Annotated in this window: 11 protein-coding genes and 2 pseudogenes; 11 read left to right on the top strand and 2 right to left on the bottom strand. The window is 57.0% G+C overall.

Features of this window, described 5'->3' with window-relative positions:
- Positions 1–2: 2 nt before the first annotated feature.
- From HB779_RS24825 to HB779_RS24795, 7 genes and pseudogenes are all read left to right on the top strand, one after another.
- Positions 3–1010, top strand: a complete 1008-nt coding sequence (locus tag HB779_RS24825; protein ID WP_188346564.1) for a sugar-binding transcriptional regulator — start codon at positions 3–5, stop codon at positions 1008–1010.
- Positions 1007–2002 (top strand): aldo/keto reductase, encoded by a 996-nt coding sequence (locus tag HB779_RS24820; protein ID WP_188346563.1) that lies wholly within the window; start codon positions 1007–1009, stop codon positions 2000–2002. The genes HB779_RS24825 and HB779_RS24820 overlap by 4 nt, the downstream gene beginning before the upstream one ends.
- An 11-nt stretch (positions 2003–2013) precedes the next feature.
- Positions 2014–3761: pseudogene (locus HB779_RS24815) on the top strand (FAD-dependent oxidoreductase).
- A complete protein-coding gene (locus HB779_RS24810; protein WP_188346562.1) occupies positions 3734–4576 on the top strand; it encodes a class I fructose-bisphosphate aldolase in 843 nt (280 codons plus the stop codon). Before HB779_RS24815 ends, HB779_RS24810 begins: the two are co-directional and overlap by 28 nt.
- A gap of 32 nt (positions 4577–4608) precedes the next feature.
- Positions 4609–6139: pseudogene (locus tag HB779_RS24805) on the top strand (FGGY-family carbohydrate kinase).
- Positions 6136–7761: a GMC family oxidoreductase gene (locus tag HB779_RS24800; RefSeq protein WP_188346561.1), complete on the top strand. Its 1626-nt coding sequence runs from the start codon at positions 6136–6138 to the stop codon at positions 7759–7761. Before HB779_RS24805 ends, HB779_RS24800 begins: the two are co-directional and overlap by 4 nt.
- A 76-nt stretch (positions 7762–7837) precedes the next feature.
- Positions 7838–8401 (top strand): methylated-DNA--[protein]-cysteine S-methyltransferase, encoded by a 564-nt coding sequence (locus HB779_RS24795; RefSeq protein WP_188346560.1) that lies wholly within the window; start codon positions 7838–7840, stop codon positions 8399–8401.
- Between the two features lie 41 nt (positions 8402–8442).
- Here the strand turns inward: HB779_RS24795 and HB779_RS24790 are convergent, their stop codons facing one another.
- Positions 8443–9834: an LLM class flavin-dependent oxidoreductase gene (locus HB779_RS24790; RefSeq protein WP_188346559.1), complete on the bottom strand. Its 1392-nt coding sequence runs from the start codon at positions 9832–9834 to the stop codon at positions 8443–8445.
- Positions 9835–9848: 14 nt separating this feature from the next.
- Positions 9849–11078, bottom strand: a complete 1230-nt coding sequence (locus tag HB779_RS24785) for an SfnB family sulfur acquisition oxidoreductase (protein WP_188346558.1) — start codon at positions 11076–11078, stop codon at positions 9849–9851.
- Positions 11079–11454: 376 nt separating this feature from the next.
- On the opposite strand from HB779_RS24785, the gene HB779_RS24780 reads away from it, so the two are divergent.
- From HB779_RS24780 to HB779_RS24765, 4 genes are read left to right on the top strand one after another with little or no spacing between them, the layout of a single operon-like run.
- Positions 11455–12480 carry a sugar ABC transporter substrate-binding protein gene (locus HB779_RS24780; RefSeq protein WP_188346557.1) on the top strand — a complete coding sequence of 342 codons (1026 nt, stop codon included), beginning with the start codon at positions 11455–11457 and terminating at the stop codon, positions 12478–12480.
- Positions 12481–12485: 5 nt separating this feature from the next.
- Positions 12486–14033, top strand: coding sequence for a sugar ABC transporter ATP-binding protein (locus tag HB779_RS24775; RefSeq protein ID WP_244642904.1), 1548 nt, complete (start codon positions 12486–12488; stop codon positions 14031–14033).
- Entirely contained in the window at positions 14023–15045 is a 1023-nt protein-coding gene (locus tag HB779_RS24770; RefSeq protein WP_188346555.1) for an ABC transporter permease, read from the top strand. Before HB779_RS24775 ends, HB779_RS24770 begins: the two co-directional genes overlap by 11 nt.
- 1 nt (position 15046) lies before the next feature.
- Complete coding sequence (locus HB779_RS24765) at positions 15047–16045, top strand: ABC transporter permease (RefSeq protein ID WP_188346554.1); 999 nt, start codon at positions 15047–15049, stop codon at positions 16043–16045.
- Positions 16046–16058 lie beyond the last annotated feature (13 nt).

Here is a 16058-nt window from a genome sequence, read left to right as displayed (position 1 = left end):
TCATGGCTGTCGTCAATCTCAAACCAAAACATTCTGCGCCCCGCGAGGAAATCGTTATTGCCCGGCAAATGCACCAGGCATTGGTTCTGCATTTTCTGGAGGGGCTTACCCAGGCGCAGATTGCCGATCAGCTGGGCATTTCGCAGCCGACGGTTAATCGTCTGATCAAACGCGGGCGTCAGCTCGGTCTCGTGGAAATCAAGGTCAAGTCACCGGTCGAACCGCTGATCGATATGGAAGAACAACTGCTGGCGCTTGGCGGACTGAGCCGGGTGGTGGTTGTGCCAACTGTATCCGACAATCCGCAAACGGCGCTTCAGGCTGTGGGCGAGGCCGCTGCCCGCCTGCTGCTCGAAGAAATCACGGACGGCGATACGATCTGCATCACCGGCGGCAAGGGCGTGAGTGCAGTTGTGGCCGGGCTGCAAGCGCCGCGCCGCTTCGATGTGGAAGTGATCCCGGCGACAGGCTGCGTACAAGGCAAGCACTATACCGACGTCAATCACGTTTCGACCATGATGGCGGACAAACTGGGTGGCCGTGCCTATCAGATACACGCACCGCTTTTTGCCGACAGTGCGGCGGAGCGCGGTATGCTGATCAATATGCGCTCGGTTGCGGACGTCTTCAAACGGGCACGTGAGGCGAAGATCGCGGTTGTCGGCATCGGCTCGATCCTGACGAATGATTCAAGTTATTACGATCTGCATCCGTCCTCGAGCACGGATCAGGAAGCCATAGAGCGTTCCGGTGCGCGGTGCGAACTGCTCGCCCATCTGCTCGATGATCAGGGGCAGGTTTGCGACTACAGCCTGAACAGCTCACTGGTTTCGCTGACATTGCAGGAATTTGCCTCGATCCCGACCAAAATTGGGCTGGCGAGCGGCCCGAACAAAGCGCGGCCGATCCTCAGCATCATGCGCGGCAATCACCTCGATACACTCGTTACGGACGAAGCAACGGGACAACGCATACTTGACATTGCAGCCACTGAAGGAGGACGGGGATGACCGGCGAACAATTGATATGTACGATCGGCAAAGCCGGGGTAAAGTCCTCCGCTGTCGGGCTTGGCACATGGGCCATCGGCGGCTGGATGTGGGGTGGCACTGACGAGAAGCAGTCAATTGCTGCGATCCAGGCATCGCTGGATGCTGGCGTGACGTTGATCGATACCGCGCCAGCCTATGGCCTCGGGCGGTCTGAAGAGATTGTCGGCAAGGCCCTTGAAGGACGGCGCGACAAGGCGGTGATTGCAACCAAATGCGGGCTTGTCTGGCACACACAAAAGGGCCGCCATTTCTTTGATCAGGATGACAAGCCTGTGCATCGCTACCTCGGACGGGACGCGATTTTTCACGAGGTGGAGGAAAGTCTGAAACGGCTTCGAACTGATTATATCGACCTCTACATCACGCATTGGCAAGACCCGACGACACCAATTGAGGAAACAGTGCGCGCGCTCGAAGATTTGCGCAGTGCGGGAAAAATCCGCGCTATCGGCGCAAGCAATGTCAGTCCGGCGGATCTCAATGCCTATATTGCAACCGGCTCTCTGGATGCGATCCAGGAACGGTTCAGCATGATTGACCGGGAAATCGAGATCGAGTTGCTGCCCTTAACGAAACGAAACAATGTGGCGACGCTGAGCTATTCCTCGCTGGCCTTGGGTTTGCTTTCCGGAATGATTGATCCGGGCCGGGTCTTTTCCGGTGATGATCAGCGCAAGGACAATCCGCGCTTTTCGGTTGGCAACAGGTCGAAAGCCAAGGATTTTGCCGATGCCATTCGGCCTCTGGCCGACAAGCACAAAGCCAGCATTGCCCAGATCGTGATTGCATGGACGCTCGCACAACCGGGTGTGACTTTCGCCCTGTGCGGTGCCCGCAATCCGGAGCAGGCGCTTGAGAATGCCACGGCCGGCACCATCCGGCTTGAGGGGGAAGACCTTTCGGCCATTGACGCGGCCATCGCGGTGAAACTGGCACATATGGACAGGTAACAGGCAGCATCATGAACCGGGAAGAGATATTTGACGGACTTCGTCGAAGTCCGAAGGTGGACGTGTGCGTTGTTGGCGGTGGCATCAACGGCATCAGCGTGTTCCGCGAACTGGCACTGCAAGGCATCAATGTCCTGCTCGTGGAGAAGCACGACTACTGTTCCGGTGCGAGCGCTGCCCTGTCGCGCATGGTGCATGGTGGCCTGCGTTATCTCGAAAACGGCGAATTTGCCCTGGTCAAGGAGTCGCTCGTTGAGCGCGACCGCCTGTTGCGCAATGCCCCGCATCTCGTCGCGCCACTGCCGACAACGGTTCCGGTATTCGATATTTTCTCCGGTTTGGCCAACGGCGTTGTGCGGTTCCTTGGATTGACCCGCAAGCCGAGCCGCCGCGGTGCCATTGCCATCAAGACAGGGCTCAGTATCTATGATTTTCTGACGCGTAAACGTGCCCTGATGCCACGCCATCGTTTTCGTGGCCGGCGGGCCACGCTGGCCAAATGGCCAGCGTTGAATCCTGCAATCAAAAGTTCGGCAACCTATCATGATGCCTGGGTCAGGCAACCTGAACGGATTGGTATCGAACTGTTGCAGGACGGATTATCTGCTGGACCACACGCCCGCGCCTTGAACTACGCCGAGCTTCGCAGGGACGAACGCGGGGCATTCACCATCCATGATCATATCAGCGGTGTGATTGCACTGGTCCAGCCTGCATTCATCATCAACGCGACTGGCGGCTGGATCGATATCGCCAATGCGAGCCTGCTGCCAGAGGAGGCGCGGCAAGAGCCGCTGGTGGGGGGCACCAAGGGTTCGCACCTGATTATTGATAATGCCGAACTTCGTGACGCACTTGATGGTCACATGATCTATTACGAGAATGAGGACGGCCGCATCTGCATCCTCTTTCCCTATCTTGGCAAAGTGCTGGTCGGCTCGACAGATATACGCGTTGATGACCCGGAAACCGTGTCCTGCAGCCCGGATGAACGGGATTACATTCTGCAATCTCTGGCTTTTGTGCTTCCGGGCATTCGCATTCGTCCCGAAGACATTGTCTTCCAGTTTTCCGGCGTGCGGCCGCTTCCCGCCAGCAAGGACAGCTTTACCGGACGTATCCCGCGCGATCATTTTTGCACGATCATCGATCCCGTCGAGGATGGACCGCCAGTCTTGTGCATGATCGGCGGTAAATGGACGACGTTCCGCTCATTTGGTGAACTCGCTGCCGATATGACACTGGAGCGCCTGAAGCAGGTGCGGCGTGTCACCACAATAGCCCGGCCGATTGGCGGCGGCCGGGATTTTCCAGTGAGCTCCAGAGATTGGATTTCGCAAACGGCCGCCACAACAGGCGTCACTCAGGCTCGCATGGCCGAACTGTTCGAGCGGTACGGCACGGATGCGGAGATGATTGCCCGGTTCATCGCAGACGGTAATGATGGGGCATTGCCGCATGCCGGCTATTCTGTTCGGGAGATGCTGTTTCTCATTCGCCACGAAGCCGTGGAACATCTCGACGATCTCCTGTTGCGGCGCACAACGCTGGCAATCAGCGGGCAATTGTCGCTGGATATGACCGAAGCCGTGCTTGATCTCATCGCAAGCGAAAAGCAATGGGCGCCGCCGCTTCGCGCGGCCGAGCGTAAGCGATTTCTTACATTGATGACCGAGCGCCATAGGGTTGGCCTCGACGCACTGACCGCACGGAATGAACAAGGAGTAGAATATGCGAAATAACCATAAAGTCCGGATGAACCGGCTTTTCGGCAATGGCCGCTGTCTTGATGTTGCAATCGACCATGGCGTCTGCAACGAGACATCCTTTCTCACCGGACTTGAGGACATGGAGGGTGTTGTGCAGGCACTCGTGGCTGCTGCACCTGACGCGATCCAGATGAATTACGGTCAGGCTGACCTCTTGCAGGATGTGACCGGCAAGGACAAGCCAGCACTCGTCATGCGGATCGACATGGGCAATCCCTACAATCCCATCCGGCATCGCGATATGTGGGCCGTTCTGCAGAACGAAGCGGAACCGCTGATCGGCGCCATCGCGATGGATGCGGCCTGCGTGGTGGTCAACCTTTTCATGCTTCCCGATGAACCTGATCTTTTCCGCCAGTGCGTTCAAAATATTGCAAGGGTGCGTGCCGATTGCGAGAAATATGGCATGCCGCTGATGATCGAGCCGCTGGTCATGCAGCCAGTCACCGAGCGTGGCGGTTACATGGTCGATGGCGATGCGGATAAGATCGTCACTCTAACCCGGCTTGCGCGCGAAATGGGTGCGGATATCATCAAGGCGGATCCGACGTCGGCGGCCGGAGATTTCCACCGCGTTGTGGAAGCGGCGCGTTGTCCGGTGCTTGTCCGAGGGGGAGGCAAGGAGGATTTGCGGGCAGTTTTCGACAAATCGTCTGCACTGATGCAGCAAGGCGCTGTCGGTATGGTTTATGGCCGCAATATTTATCAGCACGCAAATCCGAGCGCGGTGGTGCGGGGGCTGATGGCCATTATCCATGACAATGCCAGCGGCGAAGATGCCTACGCGATTTATCAGCAAAGCTGAGAATACGAATAGAACCTGAGGAGGGGTTCCGAATGGGAGAATATCTTTTGGGGCTGGATGCCGGCAATACGATCATCAAGGCGGTGATCTTTGACCGGCAAGGCAACGAAATAGCATCGGCTGCCGAAGAAGGGCACAGCAATATGCCGCTGCCGGGGCATGTCGAACGCGGACTTGGCGAGCTTTGGGCAAATGCCAAGCTGGTAATCCGCACCTGCATTGATCAGGCCGGCATTCGGCCGGAGCAGATTGCCGCCATCGGTTGTGCCGGACACGGCAACGGATTGTACACGCTTGACCGGGAGGGCGAGCCGCTGCTCGCGATTCAGTCGCTCGACACGCGCGCCGCGGATCTCGTGGAAAAATGGCAGGCGGAGGGCGTGGGTGATCGTACCTACCCGATTGGCTTGCAACGGCCGTGGCCATCGCAGACACCGACATTGCTGGCATGGATCAAACGGCACCGGCCGGAGACATTTCACAAGATCGGCACGGTTTTCCTGTGCAAGGATTTCATCGTCAATCGCCTTACTGACAAGCGTGTGAGCGATGTCTCGGATATGACCGGTTGCGGCCTGCTTGATGTGACGCAACGCCGGTATGACAGCGCGTTGATGGCGGCCTACGGCCTTGACGACTGTATGGATTTGTTGCCGCCATTGATCGAAAGTGCCGACATTGCCGGAGTGGTGACAGAGAAGGCCGCAACAGAGACTGGTCTTGCCGCCGGAACGCCCGTGGTTGGGGGCTTTTTTCGACGTAATCGCCTCGGCGATTGGATCGGGAGTCACCAAAACCGGTGCGGCCTCGATCATAGTCGGAACCTGGAGTATCAATCAGGTGGTTATCGATCGGCCACGGCTTGATGGCCCCGTCTTCATGTCATCGACCTTCGATCGCGAGCGCTATATGGCAATCGAGTCGAGTGCTACGTCCGCTGCCAATCTGGAATGGCTGGTGCGTGAGTTCTTTCACGAAGAACGTTCCGACGGACGATCACCATTTGATGTTTGCTGCGAACTCGCGGCTACCGTGGAACCGGCCGCGAATGATCCGATCTATCATCCGTTCCTCTATGGGGCGCAACAGGATGGCAATGCGCGGGCAGGGTTCTATGGTATCGCGGGATGGCATACGAAAGGTCACTTGATCCGTGCGTTGCTTGAGGGCGTTGCCTTCGGTCATCGTCAGCATATCGAAACCTTGCGTGCGGCGGGGGCCGGTTTCAGTGAAGCTGTGCTTTCCGGTGGTGGTTCGCGCAGCAAATTCTGGCCGCAAGTTTTTGCGGATGTTCTCGGCGTGCCGGTAACGGTGCCGCGGTCGAGCCAGACCGGCGCATTGGGTGCGGCAATAGCGGCTGGGACAGGTGTCGGCATTTTCCCGGATTTCGAAGCCGGTGCAGCTGCGATGGTCCAAACTGACCGCCATTACCGGCCGGATGCAGCACGTGCTTCTTACTACGCGCGCCGCTATCAGCTTTACCGCGATATTGCCGATGCGATGACGCCGATCTGGCGTCGCATGACGGAAGCCGAAACAGCCGCCGCAGGGGTGGCGGCATGAGCGGAGAAACGCAAGAAACAGCGGTCGATGCGGGCAGCTACGATTTCATTATAATCGGAGCGGGTTCCGCTGGCTGTGTGCTGGCAAACCGGCTGTCGGCTGATCCGAAAAACCGTGTGCTTTTGCTCGAAGCGGGCGGCAGTGACCGTTACCATTGGGTACATGTTCCAATCGGCTATCTCTATTGCATGGGCAATCCGCGAACCGACTGGATGATGAAGACGGCACAGGAACCAGGTCTCAACGGCCGATCATTGCCCTATCCACGCGGGAAGGTCCTCGGCGGCTGTTCGTCCATCAACGGCATGATCTACATGCGCGGGCAAGCGGCTGACTATGATGGCTGGCGGCAAGCGGGAAATACAGGATGGGGCTGGGACGACGTGCTGCCCTATTTCCTGAAGTCCGAGGATAATTATCGTGGTTCATCTGCCCAGCACGGCTCCGGAGGTGAATGGCGGGTTGAACGGCAGCGGCTTTCCTGGCCCATTCTTGATGCATTCCGCGTCGCGGCGGAAGAACTCGGTATTCCCAAGACGGAGGATTTCAACGCTGGCGACAATGAGGGCTCCGGTTATTTCGAAGTCAATCAGCGCGGCGGTGTCCGCTGGAACACGACAAAGGCATTCCTGCGCCCCGCCATGAAGCAGCGCAATCTTCGCGTGCTCACCGGCGCTGAAGTCGAGAAGCTGGAATTGGACGGCAGGCGCGCGGCGCGCATCCGTTATCGCCTGCGTGGTACAACCTATACGGCGGCGGCTGACAGAGAGATCATCCTGTCGGCAGGGGCGATCAACTCCCCGAAAATCCTTGAACTGTCGGGGATTGGCCGCTCCGATGTTCTGCAGAATTCGGGAATTCAGCCGCTGCATGAACTGCAAGGCGTGGGTGAAAACCTGCAGGATCATCTGCAAATCCGCACCGTGTTTCGCATCGAAGGCGCAAAGACACTCAACCAGCTTTACCACAATCTCTTTTCGCGGGCGGGAATGGGGCTGGAATATGCTTTCCGCCGGTCTGGCCCGCTTTCCATGGCCCCGAGCCAGCTCGGTATCTTCGCGAAAAGCGATCCGGCTGTCGCGACGCCTGACCTAGAATATCACGTGCAACCGCTCAGCACGGATCGGCTCGGTGAACCCTTGCATCGCTATCCCGCAGTGACAGTCTCGGTCTGTAATTTGCGGCCCGAGAGCCGGGGCACTGTGCATATCAACGGATCTGACAGCAGCGTCTCACCTGACATAAAGCCAAATTATCTTTCCACAGCGGGCGACAGATTGCTCGCCGCAAGATCAATCCGCCATGCCCGCAACCTCATGGCAACGCGCACGCTCCAAAAATACCGCCCGACCGAGATGCTGCCCGGCCCACAGTTTCAGAGTGATGATGAATTGATCCATCGTGCCGGAGATATTGCGACGACGATCTTTCACCCGGTTGGAACGTGCAAGATGGGCAGTGATAATCTCGCCGTCGTGGATAATGCATTGCGTGTGCATGGGATTGCAGGCCTGCGGGTTGTCGATGCATCCGTCATGCCGAATATCGTTTCCGGGAACACAAACTCGCCGGTTATCATGATTGCTGAAAAGGCAGCCGATCTCATTCTCGCTGGGAGATAGGTTGTGCAAGAAACGGGTTGTATTTGATCGTCAGACTGACAATGTTCATGACAGGTAAAAACACGGAGGCCATGTCATGGGTCAGACAGTGCACCACTACTCTATATTCGAAACGGCTGGGGGGGATTGCGGTATCGCCTGGAACGATGCCGGTATCACGCGGTTCCAGTTGCCAACCAGCAGTGCGGCAGGAACTGAACGTCTTTTGCTGCGCCGTCTGCCACAAGCCGAACAGCACACTCCAACGCCTGATGTGAGCGAGGCGATTGCTGCGGTGAAGCGTTATTTTGACGGGGCAGAGGTGGATTTTTCCAGCCTTAAACTCGATCTCGAAGGGCAGGATGCGTTCTTCAAGGAGGTTTATGCTAGAGCCCGCAAAATTGCTTGGGGTCACACCACCACTTATGGGGCTTTGGCCAAAGAGCTTGGCGCAGGACCGGAAGCTGCAAGGGATGTCGGCCAAGCCATGGCGAAAAACCCGGTAGCTCTGATCATTCCCTGCCACCGCGTTTTGGCAGCAGGCGGCAAGGTCGGTGGTTTTTCCGCACCAGGCGGATCAACTGCCAAGGTGCGGATGCTGGAGTTGGAAGGCGTGCATGTTGGCCCGCCTCCACCCGCCCAGCAGTCGCTGGGTTTTTAAGATCGAGCGGCGCGACGGAATATTCCCTCGCGCCGCTGATATTATGCTGCTGCCTGTGAACGATCACCGCGAAGATCACGATAATTGGCGGCAGGATGCGGAGCTTGCAGGCGCGGACCAGCACCGAACAGTTTTTCGCGCAAGGTGCCGGTGCGGTAATCCTTCTTGTAAACGCCGCGCTTCTGCAACTCCGGCACCAGCAGGTTCACCACATCCTCAAAGCTCTCCGGGGTCACTGCATAGGCAAGATTGAAGCCGTCAACATCGGTGTCCTCGATCCATTCCTGCAGCAGATCAGCGACAGTGGATGGCGAGCCGACGAAGACCGGGCCGAAACCGCCAATCCCAACCCAATCTGCCATTTCGCGGACGGTCCATGTCTTGTTCGGGTCCACGGTGGTGAATGTTTCGACAGCTGATTGTACAGCGTCGGTATAGCGGTGCCGCAAGGTTTCATCCGGTGCGAACTGACCGAAATCGATACCGGTCCAGCCAGAGATGAGGGCGAGGGCGCCTTCATAGGAAACATAATTGCGGTATTCGTCAAACTTGGCTTTGGCCTCGGCGTCGGTTTCGCCGAGAATGACAGTCTGCAGATTGAACGTCAGAATTTCGCGTGGATTGCGCCCGGCCTCAGCGGCCGCTTGGCGAACATTGGCGACATACTTTTTGAGCACTGATTTGGATGGCGCGGCGACGAACACACACTCAGCATTCTGTCCGGCGAAATCCTTGCCGCGCTTGGATGCACCCGCCTGATAAAGCACAGGCGTGCGTTGCGGGGAGGGTTCGCACAGATGAATGCCCGGAACGTTGAAATATTTACCCTCGTGGCGGATTTCATGAACCTTCGTGGGATCGGTGAAAATGCCGCTCTCCCGGTCACGCAGCACCGCATCGTCTTCCCAACTGCCTTCCCAAAGCTTGTAGCAGACCTGCAGATATTCCTCCGCCACATCGTAACGGTCGTCGTGCTTGGCCTGATTGCTCTGCCCGACATTGCGGGCTCCGCTTTCAAGATAGGACGTCACGATGTTCCAGCCCGCACGGCCTTTCGTCAGATGATCCAGTGTCGAAAGCCGACGTGCGAATGTATAGGGATGCTCGAAGGACAGAGACGCCGTGAGACCGAAGCCGAGATGTTCGGTCGCATAGGCCATGGCTGGGATCAGTTGCAACGGATCATTGACCGGCACCTGCGCGGAATGACGGATGGCAGCATCTTTGCTGCCGTTCAGCACGTCATAAATCCCCAAGACATCGGCGATAAACAGGCCGTCAAATTTGCCGCGCTCCAGCGTTTTGGCGAGGTTCACCCAATAATCGAGATCCTTGTAGGTCCACGCCTGATCGCGCGGATGGCGCCACAGCCCGGGCGATTGATGGCCGACGCAATTCATGTCGAAGGCGTTGAGACGAATTTCTCTGGTCATGCACGTAGCTCCGGTCAAAGGGCGCCGTGACGGGGAGGCGCCACGTCATTGAGAAGGTAATTGCCGACCACGTGATATTTCCATCGAACGGGGTCGTGCAGCGTATGGGTACGGGCATTGCGCCAGTGGCGGTCAAGGTTGAGATCAACCTGCGTGGAGCTGGTGCCTGCCAGTTCGAACAGGACATTGGTGGCTTGCAATGCAGCTTCCGTCGTCAGCACCTTGGCACCCGCAACAGCGAGGGATGCTGCGATTACATTCTCATCACTTGGATCAGCTTTCGCTCTGTCGACAAGATTGCCGGAATGGGCGAGCAGCGCCGCCGCCGCGTCAATGCGAATGGAAAGATCGCCAACCCTTGCAATCGTATGCGGATCTTCTGACGCTCGCTCGAGACCGCTGTCCATCCATGGCCGCGATTTCGTGCGGACAAAGTTGATCGTTTCCCGCAAGGCGGCGCGCGCAATTCCAAGATCAACACCCGCATGAATGATCTGGCCGACCGAACCGATGGTGGAAGGACGGTCAAAACCCTTGTGATGCTGGACGACTGCATCAGCATCGACAATGACGTCCGTAATGACGGTGGTGCCGCTGCCGGTAGTCCGCTGACCAAATCCGGCCCAATCATCGACAAGGGTAAGGCCTGGTGTATCGCGCGGAACGAATGACATGGTGATATGGTCTTGCGGATCATTGGCAAAAATTACCACCCAATCCGCAAAGAGCACGCCGGTTGAATAGAATTTCCGGCCGCTGATGCGGTAGCGCGAACCGTCCGGTACAATTCGGGTATTGTAATGCGCGACTGTTTTGGTGCCTTTTTCCGACAGGGCATTGCCGAAGCGATCCCCCAGCAATGCACGGCCAAAGAAGAGGGCCTGTTGCGCGTGCGTCCCATCAACGCGCAAAGCTTCGAGAATATAGAAATGGTTTTGCGGTATCTGGCCGATGGATGGATCGGCCTCTGACAGAATGGCTGTTACTTCAGCCAGCGTTGCGGCCGAAACATCGATGCCGCCAAACTCCTTCGGAACGGTGATGGCGAGCAGACCGGATTGTGCCAGCACTTCCAGTTCCTGATAGGGCAGCCGTCGTTCCCGATCCCGCTCTGCAGCATCCTTGGCAAACTCATCGGCTAAGCGCTTTGCTGTTTCAAGTGCTTTCCGTTCGCTGGCAATGCGGTGTGCATCAGCCGATGGCTTGTCGCCCTGTTCAATACGTTGAAGGGATGCTGTGGTCATGGGTTTCTTCTCTTGAAGGTTGTTCAACGGCAGGCGAAGCCGCGAGCGGGATTTTTCTTTGAATGAGTGGAAGTTGGAAGAAACGAATTTCTATAAATCGGTGCTATCGCGCAAAAGCCGTTGAGGCAGATGATTAACAAGGCGGCCATATCAGAGCGCGAGGCACATCAAAAAGACGGGCCATGCATCACCGCGACAGCCCTTCGCAGAATATCCGTGTGAAACCTCTGTTGAAATGAGGACCGTTTTCCTCAAGGCTCGCCATCCGGGAAAAGTTTAATCTCGATTAAAGCAGTAGAGTAACTACCCTGACAGCCGAATTTCAGGTGCTGGCCGCTTATGAGCGTCGGCACAAATGGGTGTCAGGAGAAATAGAATGAGCGAAATCAGAGATTCCGGACCGGCTATCGGCAGACGCAACCTCCTCAAGGCAAGCCTGGCGGCGGGCGCGACACTCGCGGCAGCAAATGCCGGATTGTTTGCGAGTACCGGTAGCGCTGCGGCCGATGAGGAGATTCCTTCGCTCAAGGGCAAGCGCATTGCGATCAGCGCCACAGGGACAGATCATCACTTCGATCTGACAGCCTATAACGCTCAGATCGATGAAGTGAAGAAGCTGGGCGGCGAGCCCATTGCCGTTGATGCCCAACGCAATGATACGAAACTGGTCTCGCAATTGCAGACGCTGATTGCCCAGCGTCCCGATGCGCTGGTGCAGTTGTTGGGAACGCTGACAGTGGTTGATCCGTGGCTGAAGCGGGCCAAGGATGCCAAAATACCGGTCTTTACCATTGATGTCGGTACGCCCAATTCGCTCAACAACACCACGTCGGATAATTGGCGCATTGGCTCGGACCTCGCTTTGCAGCTGGTATCGGATATTGGCGGTGCTGGCAATATTGTCGTGTTCAACGGTTTCTACGGCGTGGTTCCCTGCGCTATTCGCTACGATCAGTTGAAGGCAGTCATCAAATATTATCCTGAAGTGAAGATCATCGAGCCGGAACTGCGGGACGTTATTCCCAATACTGTGCAAGACGCATTCAGTCAGATTACGGCGATCCTCAACAAATATCCGGAGAAGGGATCGATCAAGGCTATCTGGTCGGCATGGGACATTCCTCAGCTTGGCGCGACGCAGGCGCTGGTGGCTGCTGGCCGCACGGAAATCAGCACTTATGGTGTGGATGGCAGCCCGGAAGTGCTGCAACTGGTTCGCGATCCAAATTCGCCCGCTGCCGGCAATGCTGCCCAGCAACCGGAAGAGATTGGCCGCACAGCGATCCGCAATGTTGCACGCTATCTGGCTGGCCAAAAACTGCCGCGCGAGACCTATGTACCTGCGCTGATCGCCAACAAGAAGAACATCGACGAAGTCACCAAGACCTTGCGTCTTGGTTGATGCGCATGAGCCCGACAATAGACAACAGTAAATTGGCTTTGGCCTTGCGCGGGCTGGTTAAACGCTTCGGCGGTGTCGAAGCGCTGTCGGGGGCAACCCTCGAAGTCGAACGCGGTACGGTGCACGGGCTGATTGGCCAGAACGGTGCGGGGAAGTCTACGCTCATCAAGATTCTGGCTGGGCTTTACCAGCCGGACGAAGGTTCTGTCGAAATTAATGGCGTGCACCACGATCGCTTGACGGCGCATGAGGTGGAAAAACTCGGCATTCACTTCATTCATCAGGATCGTCTGCTGGTGCCGAGTTTCACTGTGGGTGAGTCGCTGTTTCTCGGGCGTGAGCCGCGTCTTGCCGGACTGCCGTTTCTTGATCGAAGGGCGATGCGTAAACAGGCCGAAGACATTCTCGATAAGTATTTCAGCCTGAGACTGCCCCCCAATGTGCTGATCAGTGAGTTGACGACGGCGCAAAAGCAGATCGTACAGATTACCCGTGCCTTGCTTGATAAGCCGTCCATCCTGGTGTTTGACGAGCCAACGGCGGCGCTGGTGCGGCGCGAAGCTGACATTCTGTTTGATCTGATCCGGCGGCTGCGCGCAGACGGCATCACCATCATCTATATTTCGCATTATCTCAATGAGATCGAAGCCCTGTGCGACCGGGCGACGATCCTGCGCAATGGTAAGGACGTGGCAACAGTCGATTCGCGTACGACACCGGCGGCAAAAATAGCATCGCTGATGGTGGCGCGGGATATCGACGAGATGTTCCCGAAGGTAGCGGCCACAATTGGCAAACCTGTGCTGACCACCAAGGCACTCGGCAAGGCGGGCAAGTTTCGCAATGTCTCGTTTGAGGTGCGTCAGGGTGAGATTGTCGGTCTCACTGGCCTGCTTGGATCGGGGGCCAAGGATCTGGTTCGGGTGCTGTTTGGTCTCGAGGCTGCAGATATCGGCGAAATCACCATTGAAGGCGAAAAAGGACGTCCGCGTTCCCCCGTGGCAGCCGTTGCACGGCGACTGGCACTGGTGCCGGAAGACAGGCGGGGTGACGGCGTTGCACTGGGATTGAGCGTTGCCGAGAACACCACGCTCGCCAGTCTCAAGCGCTTTACGACCTTTGGCTTCCTGCAGCGGGATCAAGAATATTCCGAAGTCGACCGCTTGATCGAACAACTTGCCATCAAGACGGATGGCCGGTTTGCGCCAGTCAGAACCTTAAGCGGTGGCAATCAGCAAAAGGTAGCTCTGGCGAAGTGGCTGAGCCGGCAGTCCAGCCTCTACATCCTTGATGAGCCAACTGTCGGCGTCGATATTGGTTCAAAAGTCGAGATCTACAATCTTATCGGAAAGCTGGCTGAGCGCGGCGCAGCAATCCTTGTGCTCTCGAGCGATCTTCCGGAACTCATTGGGATTACAGATCGCATTCTTGTGCTTTATCGCGGAGCCGTCACACGCGAGTTCAAATCTTCCAATACGACGCCGGATGAGGTTCTGGCAGAGGCAACTGGTGCACACGTGTCGCGTCATGGAGAACATAGCCATGTCGGCTGATATCGATACTTTATTACCCTATGAGACGGGCGGTGACATCAGGCGCCGTATCGCCGGTTCGCTGGCCGGCTTTGCTCTGCGTGGGGGCTCGTTGCTGGCCTTTGCCGCATTGCTGGTGTTCTTCTCGGTTGCCGCACCTTTCTTCTTCACCCTTGGCAATATCGGCAATGTGCTTGGGCAGTCCGCCATTCTCGGTGTGCTCGCCATTGGTCTGACGATCGTCATCATCGGTGGTGGAGCCAATGTCGTCAAAGGCGGCATTGATCTTTCGCTCGCTGCCAATCTGGGGTTAAGTGCCGCCGTCTATGCCACGATTATTTCCGCAGGCTATGGCGATGCCGTGGCTGTCGCCGGTGCGCTTGCCACAGGCGCCCTCATCGGCGCCATCAATGCTGCCGCAGTGGTTGTATTCGGCATTGTGCCATTGCTGGCCACGCTTGCGGTCATGAATGTGGTGGCAGGGCTGGAACTCGTGCTGACACAGAACACCGTTGTCTCTGCTTCCTCCGATTTGCTGTCCTTCTTGTCCGCCTATGGACCGTTTGACATTCCTGTACTGGCCTATGTGCTGACAGGCTTTACGGCCATTGCCGCTGCAATCGTGCAATTCACACCATTGGGGCTGCGGCTCTACGCTGTTGGTGCGTTTCCTGAAGCTGCGAGGGCAGCAGGCCTCCCCGTTAAACGCATTGTAGCGGGCAGTTATATCGCCAGTGGTTTGTGCGGCGGACTGGCCGGAATATTGTCGGTCTCGTATCTCAGCGGCTCGACCACGGGCGCCGGTGAAATGCTGCTGCCGGTGGTCGTGACGGCATTGTTGAGTGTTGTTTTTTCACGAAGGCTGGTGCCGACAATTGGCGGCACATTGCTCTCGACTCTGCTGGTCGGGTTCCTGACAAACGGTTTCCAGCTCCTCAATATTTCGAGCACACTGGTCAGCGGCATACAGGGCGTTCTTATTCTTCTGGTTGTGGCCGCTACATCGCTGCAGCGCGGCAAGGGAGCAGTTTGAAATGAGTGTTGTTACCAGCCCTTCACAACGCAGATTTACTGTACGAGATGCTCGCGAGCTTGTTCTTCGGTACGCCGTGATCATCGCGCTTGCCGGTGTCTTCGCCTTTTTCTCCTTGGCTACTTCAACCTTTCTGACTTCAGCAAATCTTGCCAGTATTCTCGTCAATAATTTCACGTTGCTTGCCATTGTCGCGATTGCCATGACTTTTGCCGTATCGGCGGGCGGCATCGATCTTTCGGTGGGAACGGCGGTGGATTTTGCCAGCTTCAGCTTTGTCTCGCTGGTGCTGACGGGATATCCGGTTGGCCTTGCGGCTATTGCAGCAATTGGCAGCGGTGCGCTGGTTGGTCTGATCAATGCCTTGTTGATTGCCGGTGCTGGAATTACGCCATTTCTGGCGACACTTGGGACTTTGTTCATCGGGCGTAGCGCCCAGCAATTGCTGACCAATGGTGGAAATCCCGTCTATCTACCACAGACGGGCGTGCCGCCACTATTCAGTTTCATAGGCCACGGCCATGTGCTGGGTATTCCGGTGCCACTTGTCATCGTTGGCCTGCTCATTCTCGCCGCATCAACGCTTCTGTTTCGCACGCGCTTCGGCCGGGTTGTCTTGGCGATTGGCGTACAGCAGAGTGTTGCGCGTTATTCCGGGCTGCGTGTCCCCGGCCATATCGGGCTCGTCTATGTGATAAGCGGCATTATCGCAGCGCTTGCTGGGATCATTCTGACGTCGACTGTTTCAGTCTACATTCCGAATTCCGGCGGAGCCTTTATGCTCAATGCCATCGGTGCAACCTTCATCGGCACCACGCTCAGCCGGGAAAGCCGGCCCAATGTGCCGGGTACCGTGCTCGGTGTGCTGCTGCTCAGCATTGTCGCCAATGGCCTGCTTCTGACGGGCCTCAGTTTTTATTGGCAACAGGTTGGCACCGGTCTTCTCATATTCATTGTTCTCGCCGCCAGCTTTCTCAACCGGCGCGGACGTAGCGATTGATCCTCCCCTCGAT

Source organism: Phyllobacterium sp. 628, from assembly GCF_014189505.1.
In the GTDB taxonomy this organism is placed as follows: Bacteria; Pseudomonadota; Alphaproteobacteria; order Rhizobiales; family Rhizobiaceae; genus Phyllobacterium.
Note: the sequence above shows the minus strand (reverse complement) of the source record. Positions and strands in the feature narration are given on the sequence as shown.

Bases quoted from the DNA above. Each gene is read 5' to 3' on its own strand.
- HB779_RS24810 (WP_188346562.1), top strand. From the start codon at position 3,734: ATGCGAAATAACCATAAAGTCCGGATGAACCGGCTTTTCGGCAATGGC.
- HB779_RS24785 (WP_188346558.1), bottom strand. From the start codon at position 11,078: ATGACCACAGCATCCCTTCAACGTATTGAACAGGGCGACAAGCCATCG.
- HB779_RS24780 (WP_188346557.1), top strand. From the start codon at position 11,455: ATGAGCGAAATCAGAGATTCCGGACCGGCTATCGGCAGACGCAACCTC.
- HB779_RS24820 (WP_188346563.1), top strand. From the start codon at position 1,007: ATGACCGGCGAACAATTGATATGTACGATCGGCAAAGCCGGGGTAAAG.
- HB779_RS24770 (WP_188346555.1), top strand. From the start codon at position 14,023: ATGTCGGCTGATATCGATACTTTATTACCCTATGAGACGGGCGGTGAC.
- HB779_RS24775 (WP_244642904.1), top strand. From the start codon at position 12,486: ATGAGCCCGACAATAGACAACAGTAAATTGGCTTTGGCCTTGCGCGGG.
- HB779_RS24825 (WP_188346564.1), top strand. From the start codon at position 3: ATGGCTGTCGTCAATCTCAAACCAAAACATTCTGCGCCCCGCGAGGAA.
- HB779_RS24800 (WP_188346561.1), top strand. From the start codon at position 6,136: ATGAGCGGAGAAACGCAAGAAACAGCGGTCGATGCGGGCAGCTACGAT.
- HB779_RS24790 (WP_188346559.1), bottom strand. From the start codon at position 9,834: ATGACCAGAGAAATTCGTCTCAACGCCTTCGACATGAATTGCGTCGGC.
- HB779_RS24795 (WP_188346560.1), top strand. From the start codon at position 7,838: ATGGGTCAGACAGTGCACCACTACTCTATATTCGAAACGGCTGGGGGG.
- HB779_RS24765 (WP_188346554.1), top strand. From the start codon at position 15,047: ATGAGTGTTGTTACCAGCCCTTCACAACGCAGATTTACTGTACGAGAT.